This window comes from Phenylobacterium sp. (genome assembly GCF_030693805.1).
In the GTDB taxonomy this organism is placed as follows: domain Bacteria; phylum Pseudomonadota; class Alphaproteobacteria; order Caulobacterales; family Caulobacteraceae; genus Phenylobacterium.
In genome coordinates this window covers 1-6,104 of sequence record NZ_JAUXZW010000423.1, presented here as the reverse complement: position 1 = coordinate 6,104, position 6,104 = coordinate 1, and the positions used below count along the sequence as shown (strand labels likewise).

4 protein-coding genes and 1 tRNA gene are annotated in these 6,104 nt (G+C 65.4%); 3 read left to right on the top strand and 2 right to left on the bottom strand.

Going from position 1 to position 6,104, the window contains the following annotated elements:
• The first annotated feature begins 67 nt into the window (after positions 1–67).
• Positions 68–850, top strand: coding sequence for an SDR family oxidoreductase (locus tag Q8M88_RS17105; RefSeq protein ID WP_305598358.1), 783 nt, complete (start codon positions 68–70; stop codon positions 848–850).
• A 142-nt stretch (positions 851–992) separates the two neighbouring features.
• Positions 993–1,065: transfer RNA gene (locus tag Q8M88_RS17100), tRNA-Thr, on the top strand.
• Between the two features lie 139 nt (positions 1,066–1,204).
• Here Q8M88_RS17100 and Q8M88_RS17095 read toward each other — a convergent pair.
• Together Q8M88_RS17095 and Q8M88_RS17090 are read right to left on the bottom strand one after the other, a co-directional pair.
• The gene (locus Q8M88_RS17095) at positions 1,205–1,750 is read right to left on the bottom strand and encodes a hypothetical protein (RefSeq protein ID WP_305598357.1); all 546 of its coding nucleotides are present in this window, start codon (positions 1,748–1,750) and stop codon (positions 1,205–1,207) included.
• A gap of 41 nt (positions 1,751–1,791) precedes the next feature.
• A complete protein-coding gene (locus Q8M88_RS17090; RefSeq protein ID WP_305598356.1) occupies positions 1,792–5,388 on the bottom strand; it encodes an LPD38 domain-containing protein in 3,597 nt (1,198 codons plus the stop codon).
• A 393-nt stretch (positions 5,389–5,781) separates the two neighbouring features.
• On the opposite strand from Q8M88_RS17090, the gene Q8M88_RS17085 reads away from it, so the two are divergent.
• Positions 5,782–6,078: a hypothetical protein gene (locus Q8M88_RS17085; protein WP_305598355.1), complete on the top strand. Its 297-nt coding sequence runs from the start codon at positions 5,782–5,784 to the stop codon at positions 6,076–6,078.
• Positions 6,079–6,104 lie beyond the last annotated feature (26 nt).

Below are 6,104 nucleotides of genomic sequence, written 5' to 3'. Positions count from 1 at the left end.
AGCCTGAAGTGATGACCGCGCCGCATCTCGAAGACGGTGAGCACTCGGGCGACAAGGGAGATGATTCATGGACTTGACCAATGCTTCGGCGATCGTGACGGGCGGCGCCGGCGGGTTCGGGAGCGCCACGGTGCGCAAGCTCGCGGCCCAAGGCGCACGCGTGGTCATCGCCGACGTGGCGGACGAACGCGGTCAGGCGCTCGCGAAGGCGGTCGGCGGCGGCTGCGTCTATGTGCGGACCGACGTCATGGACGAGGCCTCGATCGCCCAGGCGATCGCGACGGCGGTGGACATGGCTCCGCTGCGCGCCGCGGTGGTCGTGCATGGCGGGCCGCCGGCGCCCGGTACGGCGGGTCCCGCGCGGGTGGTCAACCGCGAGGGCGTGCGCCTGCCGCTCTCCGCTTTCGTCCACACCGTGAACGTCTACCTGAACAGCGCCTTCGCGGTGACCAGCCATGCAGCCGAAGCCATGGCCAAGAACGCCCCGCTGGCGTCGAACCAGCGCGGCGTAGTGATCAACACCGCCTCCATCGCCGGCTACGAGGGCCAGCCGGGGCAAGCCGCCTATTCCGCGGCCAAGGGCGGCATCATCGGCATGACCCTGACCATCGCCCGCGACCTGGCGCCGCTGGGCATCCGCGCCGTGGCGATCGCACCGGGGACCTTCCTCACCCTCGCCTACTCAGCTCGCATGACCGACGAGGAAGCACAGGCCAAGTGGGGCCCGATGGTGCCGAACCCGCGGCGGATGGGCGATCCGGAAGAGTACGCCATGCTGGCCGGCCACATCGTCGAGAACGACTTCATGAATGGCACGACCGTGAGGCTGGACGGCGCGCAGCGGTTTTAGCGCCGCCGGGACGCGCGGGTGCGATCTCTAAGCGGCCAACAGCGAAGCGGTTGCCGCGGGCGCGGCGAAGCGGCTAAGGAGGACCAGATTCGGCGCGCGTTCACCTGCCGCAGGCGGCGAGCGACGCAACGCATTCCACAAGGCCGGCTTAGCTCAGTTGGTAGAGCAGCGCTTTTGTAAAGCGAAGGTCGCGGGTTCGAGTCCTGCAGCCGGCGCCGTTAAATCAATAGGTTACGATGCCTCTCTAGAAGCACGTTACTTCTTGGGGCACACATGGGGCACAGCGCGGCGCTCGTACCCTGACGAGGGAGTGAGACGGCGAGGCGCTCGTTCCAGCGTTTGACGTCGTATCCGTCATTCGCGGCACCAAGTTTTCGCCAACGCGGCGTTGGCGCCGGCGCTTGAAAAACGCGCTCGCACCCAATTGCCGCCCGCAGGTCGCGCCGACACGGTCACGCTCGACGACGCACTGAGTGTTCTCAACACTGCTCGCGCCGCAGCTTCGCCCACGTCGGACCCCCCGTAGCCAACGAACGTAACCTTTATTCCGCTCCCCGAGCCGCTCACGCCAAACTCAGTCGTGTTCAGCAAGAAGGCGACTTCGGCGTCCCCGGCGCGTTCACCCCGCATCTCAAGTTTCATTTCCACGGATGTGTTCGGCGTCACCTGAAAGCCAGGCACGTAGTCGATCGGCACTGTGAGGTGGAATGAGGGGATTGTTCGGCCCCCGCTGGCGGAGGGCTCGCAGCGCACCTGGAAAGTAGTGGCAGCTCCAAGTTCGGACGAAGAAATTGTCGCGAATCGCTCCGTTGCAAACCAGGTCGGCGCTGCGGCGGGAACTTGGCCCGATGCCGCAGTCCCAAACCCCGCGACCGCAAGTGCCAGTGCGATCCCCTTCAACCTGACCTCCCTCAACGGCTCGCCTCTTGGAGAGCTATCCCTTATTCACCGGAGGTCCTTGCGAAGATGTTGCGGACAGGCGGCGGTCCGGGCGCATTGATCCGCCGTGCGGCCTGTATCTTTTCGTAGCGATCCGTCGTCTTCAGCGACCTCGCTGTGATCCGGCGAGACACGCGCTCCGGGTCGGCCTTCGCGCCCAACTCAGGCCCGCGGCGCTTCCAATCCCGCTCAGAAGCGTCCGGCGTCGCCACGCGCGCTAGGTTCATCCGAGCGCTAACCATCCTCGGTAGATCCGGCGATACGGCAGCGAGCCGATCGAGCGAATCCTCCCGGTTCATGGTCCGCTTCTGCGCCCAACCACGCACCCCGGTCTGCACCAAAGCGTTCCGCATCTCGGTCATCGCGAGTTGGGCCAAGGCGTCATCGACCTCGCGTCGCTGGCTAGGCGTGAGCGCAATTGGCGCCCCACTGACCTTCGCGAGCGCGCCCTCTCGGTTCTCGCGCCGCAGATCCCCGATCAGGCCGACGGCCTCCCGCGCGCGTTGGATGGGATGAAGCTTGGCGAGTTGACCAGGTCCAAGCGCCTCCGCCTGGACGTAGGCCCGTGAAGGCGCAGGTAGACTGTTGAGGAAGGCCGTGGCTTTGGCGTGGTCGCCCGCCTTCATGAGTAGTCGGAAGGTCCCTACGGCCTCGGTATAGTCGCCCTCGGACTTCGCAACGAGGTTCCAGAACTCCTCCTGCGAGGCAGAGCCCCGGCTGACGTCGCGCACGAACGCTCGCGATAGGAACGCGTCTTCCGGACCAGCCTTCGTGCCTGGCTTGCCTTCGATCTTCTCAAGGGCGAGGTTCGTGCCTTGCTGTGCATATCGGCCTAGCGAGCCGCCAAAGCCGGTGATCACGTAGTCGACCACCGCCGGAGAAACCTTCAGCACGCGGCCGATCAGCTTTCCAATTTCCGAGGTGTAGCTGTTGAACTGGTACTCGGGGTTCACCGTCCCGCGCAGGTGATCTGGAACGATCGGGCGGCCCTGATAGTCGCGGTTTCGGGCGATGTTGTAGGGCACTGACACCGCGGGGATTTCGTGCGGGGGCGCGATCACCTGCATGAAGTCCGATAGCATGTTTTTCGGCGCGTTCGGGTCCTTCAGCGCCGCAGCCTCGTAGGCACGCTCAACGATGTTCGAAGGCTCGGCGAGTTCGAAGGGCTTCGGGATCGCAATCCAATGATCGAACGCCTTGAACCACCAGTGCGTCGCTCGGAGCTTCTGATTGATCTCCTGGTACTCGGGATCGTCCGCGTACATGACCGCCAGGCTTCCGCCCAGAACGGCAAGCGCGGAGATCCTCACCCACTGCTTGTAGGCGTGGGCGAAGGCCCGCCGCTCCGTGTCGGTCTTCGGCGCGTTCTTTCCCAGCGGCGCCAGCACTCGATGCAGGTTGCCGCCGCCGGTGCCGACGCGGATCGCCTTATCGATGCTCTGCAGCGAGGCGTTCAGGAAGGTCACCGTGCGGACTGCCGACAACATCCGCGACCCGCGCCGACCGAAGTCGAGATAATCCCGCGAGGTGAAGGCAGCCTCTGTGACTGCCTCGTAGTCGTTCAGGCCGCGCTTCTTCGCCTTGTCGAAGGCCAGTTTCATAACGCCGAGGCGGGTGCCGGCTTCCGACAAGTCGGTCATCGCCGCTAGGCCTCGCAGGGGGTTGGTCAGCGGGTTGTAGGCGCGAACGCGATAGCCCTTCTTGCGAAGGTGCTGGAGCTGCGTGCGCGCTTCCGGATCGGTCTTCGGGAACGGCTTCTTCAGAGCCGCCGTGGCCGCCCCGCCCCGCATCCCGCCGGCCGCGGCGTAGCGCTTGGCCGTAGTGCCCTGGCGGGCCTGTTCGACGGCGCCTTTCACAAAGTGATAGCCAGGCACGTAGCCGACGTCGGTGTTGATCCAGGTGGCGAGTTGATCGCGGACGATGTTTCGCGCCATGAACTCGGGCGACAGCGTCACGCCGTGGCGCAGAATCTGCGTTCCCGCGGACGCTGCGTCTAGCAGCGCGTTGCTCATCTCCTTGTTCATGCCGGCGATCGCCTGGAACATCTCTTGGCCGAAACCACCGTCAGCGAGGAGCAGCGGCGTCTTCTCGCCGTCGCGCCAGACGAACACCACCGCCTCGCCCTTCTTCGGGTCCATCTGACGGTTGCGGAAAATCGTCGCCTTCGCCTCGGGGTCGATCACCGCATCGACATGAGCGAGCATGGTGGTGACGTCGCGAGATGTCAGTCCCTGGGCCTTGGCGGCAGCCTCCAGCGCCTGGGCGGCGTTGACCTGGATCACCTCCATCTCGTGCTTCGGCAGGCGCTCCACGATCGAGCCGCCGCCTGGCCCCGCCAAGCGGCCCAGATCATCGAGGGTCTTGAGCACCTCGTTGCGCTTGATCAACGCGTTCAGCTCGTACGCCCGGCGCATCATTGAGGTGAGCGGCGAGATGACGTCTCGGGTCGAACCCTTGAACCGCTTCGCCCCGCCCGCGAACTGCATGGCGCCGCCAGAGGCCTTGGAGCCAGACCCTGCGCCCTTGTCGCTGACGTCGCGCATCAGCGGCACATAATCAGGCTTCTCAAGTCCCTTCTGGTGGGCTTCGGCGGTCAACAGACCGGCGTCGAACTCCTTCTTCCAGAGCGCGTCGAGCCATCCGTAGACCAGCCCGGCCGCCTTCTTCCACGATGGATTCAACCGTTCAGCGTCGGTGATGACCTGCTCGTGGAAGGCCTTGCTGTACTTGTCCGGCGCCCGGTCCAGATCACCCGACGAGAAGCGATCCCATTCGTTCACCATCCGGCGCGCGATCAGGTAGGCGTCGAACCGGTTCAGGTCTTCACGTGACCATTTACCCATCGCCTTCGCGCCCAAAGCTGTCTCAAGCGCCTGCGCGAGGGACGGTCCCTTCGGGTCAACGCCATGATAGGGCACGACCCCTTCCATCAGATCGACATGGCCGGCGGCGTAGGCCTCCCGCGACAGGCGGGCGAGAACGTACGGGTTGTCTGCCGCTTTCAGGTCCAAGTGCCGGCCGGTGTTCTGCGCGTAGATCTTCTGCAGCTCACGCACCGCCTTCGCCAGCGGGTGCAGATCGTCGATGAACGCCGTGTAGGCGCGATCAGCAAGGTCGGTGGCGACGCCTCCTAGCCCGCGGTCCTTCAGCGCCTGCGCGCCCTGGCTTAGACGACCACCGCGGCCGGTGTGCGCCACGGACGCCGCCGCCACATCGATTGAAGCCGACTTGAGCAGGTGGCTGTAAGCCGCCTGGATATCCCGGAGGCCCCGGTGAACGTCCGGGCGTTCCTGCGCCAGCGCTCTTTCGAAGGCCTCGTAGAAGCTCGGCGCGACTCTCCGCGCGTGTTCGGGATTGGTCACGTACCAGCGCCCGAACTCGGCGAAGCCCTCGTGAAGTCGCTGCTTCTGGGCGTCGTAATCAAGCACCTTCAGCTCTGCCTTATGAGCCTGCATGGCTGCCTTCAGCGCAGGGAGGCTCATCTTCATGTCGAGCGAGTGAAAGGCCTCGTGTGCCAGCACGTCGAGTTCCTGGACGGCCTTGGTGCGGATGACAGCGGTGTCGGGGTGATACTCCCCCAACGCCTTGCGAAGCGTCATGCGCCCCTGTCGGTGCGTGAGGCCAAGAGACGTGCGAAGACGGCCGGCCAGTCGGGAGATGCTGTCCCCCGTGAACTGACCAGTGGACGCCATAGCGACCGCACCTGGCCGCAAGGCGTCCCGAAGGCCGGATGACCGCGCTTCGGGACGTAGACCTGCTGGTGCAGTTGTGCCGCTAGCGACACCCCCAGTGGGCCGTCTCTCGCCTCCCCCCAGTCCAAGAACACGAGGATTGGGCGCGGGTAGCGCTCGTTGGCCAGGCGCTGCTGGCTGCGGGTGATTGGCCCGTAGCTCAGTGAGGAAACTGCCGACCACCTCCGCTACATCCGAGGGCTTGCCGTAGCCGCTACCCACTAGATCGCTGACGACCTGGCTACGTAGGCGGGAAGTGTCATGGCCCCGGCGCTGAAGCTCGCCGATAGAGCGCTGCAGGGTGACGTAGGACTTTTGCGCCTGGATATCGCCGCGCCCCTCGGGGACGCTCAGGATGCGCTTGGCGTCTGGCACGGCGCGGATCGCCCGGCTGACCTCGCTGACCAGGTGGCTGTCGCTGTAGCCGGAGACGTCCAACTGATGGCGCAGCATGTCGAGGATGTCGTCGGGCTGTGCGCGATCGTCCTCGCCAATGCCGTAGATCAGCCGTTCCTGCTCCGGAGTCAGGTTCCCGTACTTCGCTTCGAACTGCCGTGAGTACTCGTCCGCTTGCGTGGGGTTCG

Coding starts and splice junctions, on each gene's coding strand:
- Q8M88_RS17105 (WP_305598358.1), top strand. CDS start 68: ATGGACTTGACCAATGCTTCGGCGATCGTGACGGGCGGCGCCGGCGGG.
- Q8M88_RS17090 (WP_305598356.1), bottom strand. CDS start 5,388: ATGACGCTTCGCAAGGCGTTGGGGGAGTATCACCCCGACACCGCTGTC.
- Q8M88_RS17085 (WP_305598355.1), top strand. CDS start 5,782: ATGGCCCCGGCGCTGAAGCTCGCCGATAGAGCGCTGCAGGGTGACGTA.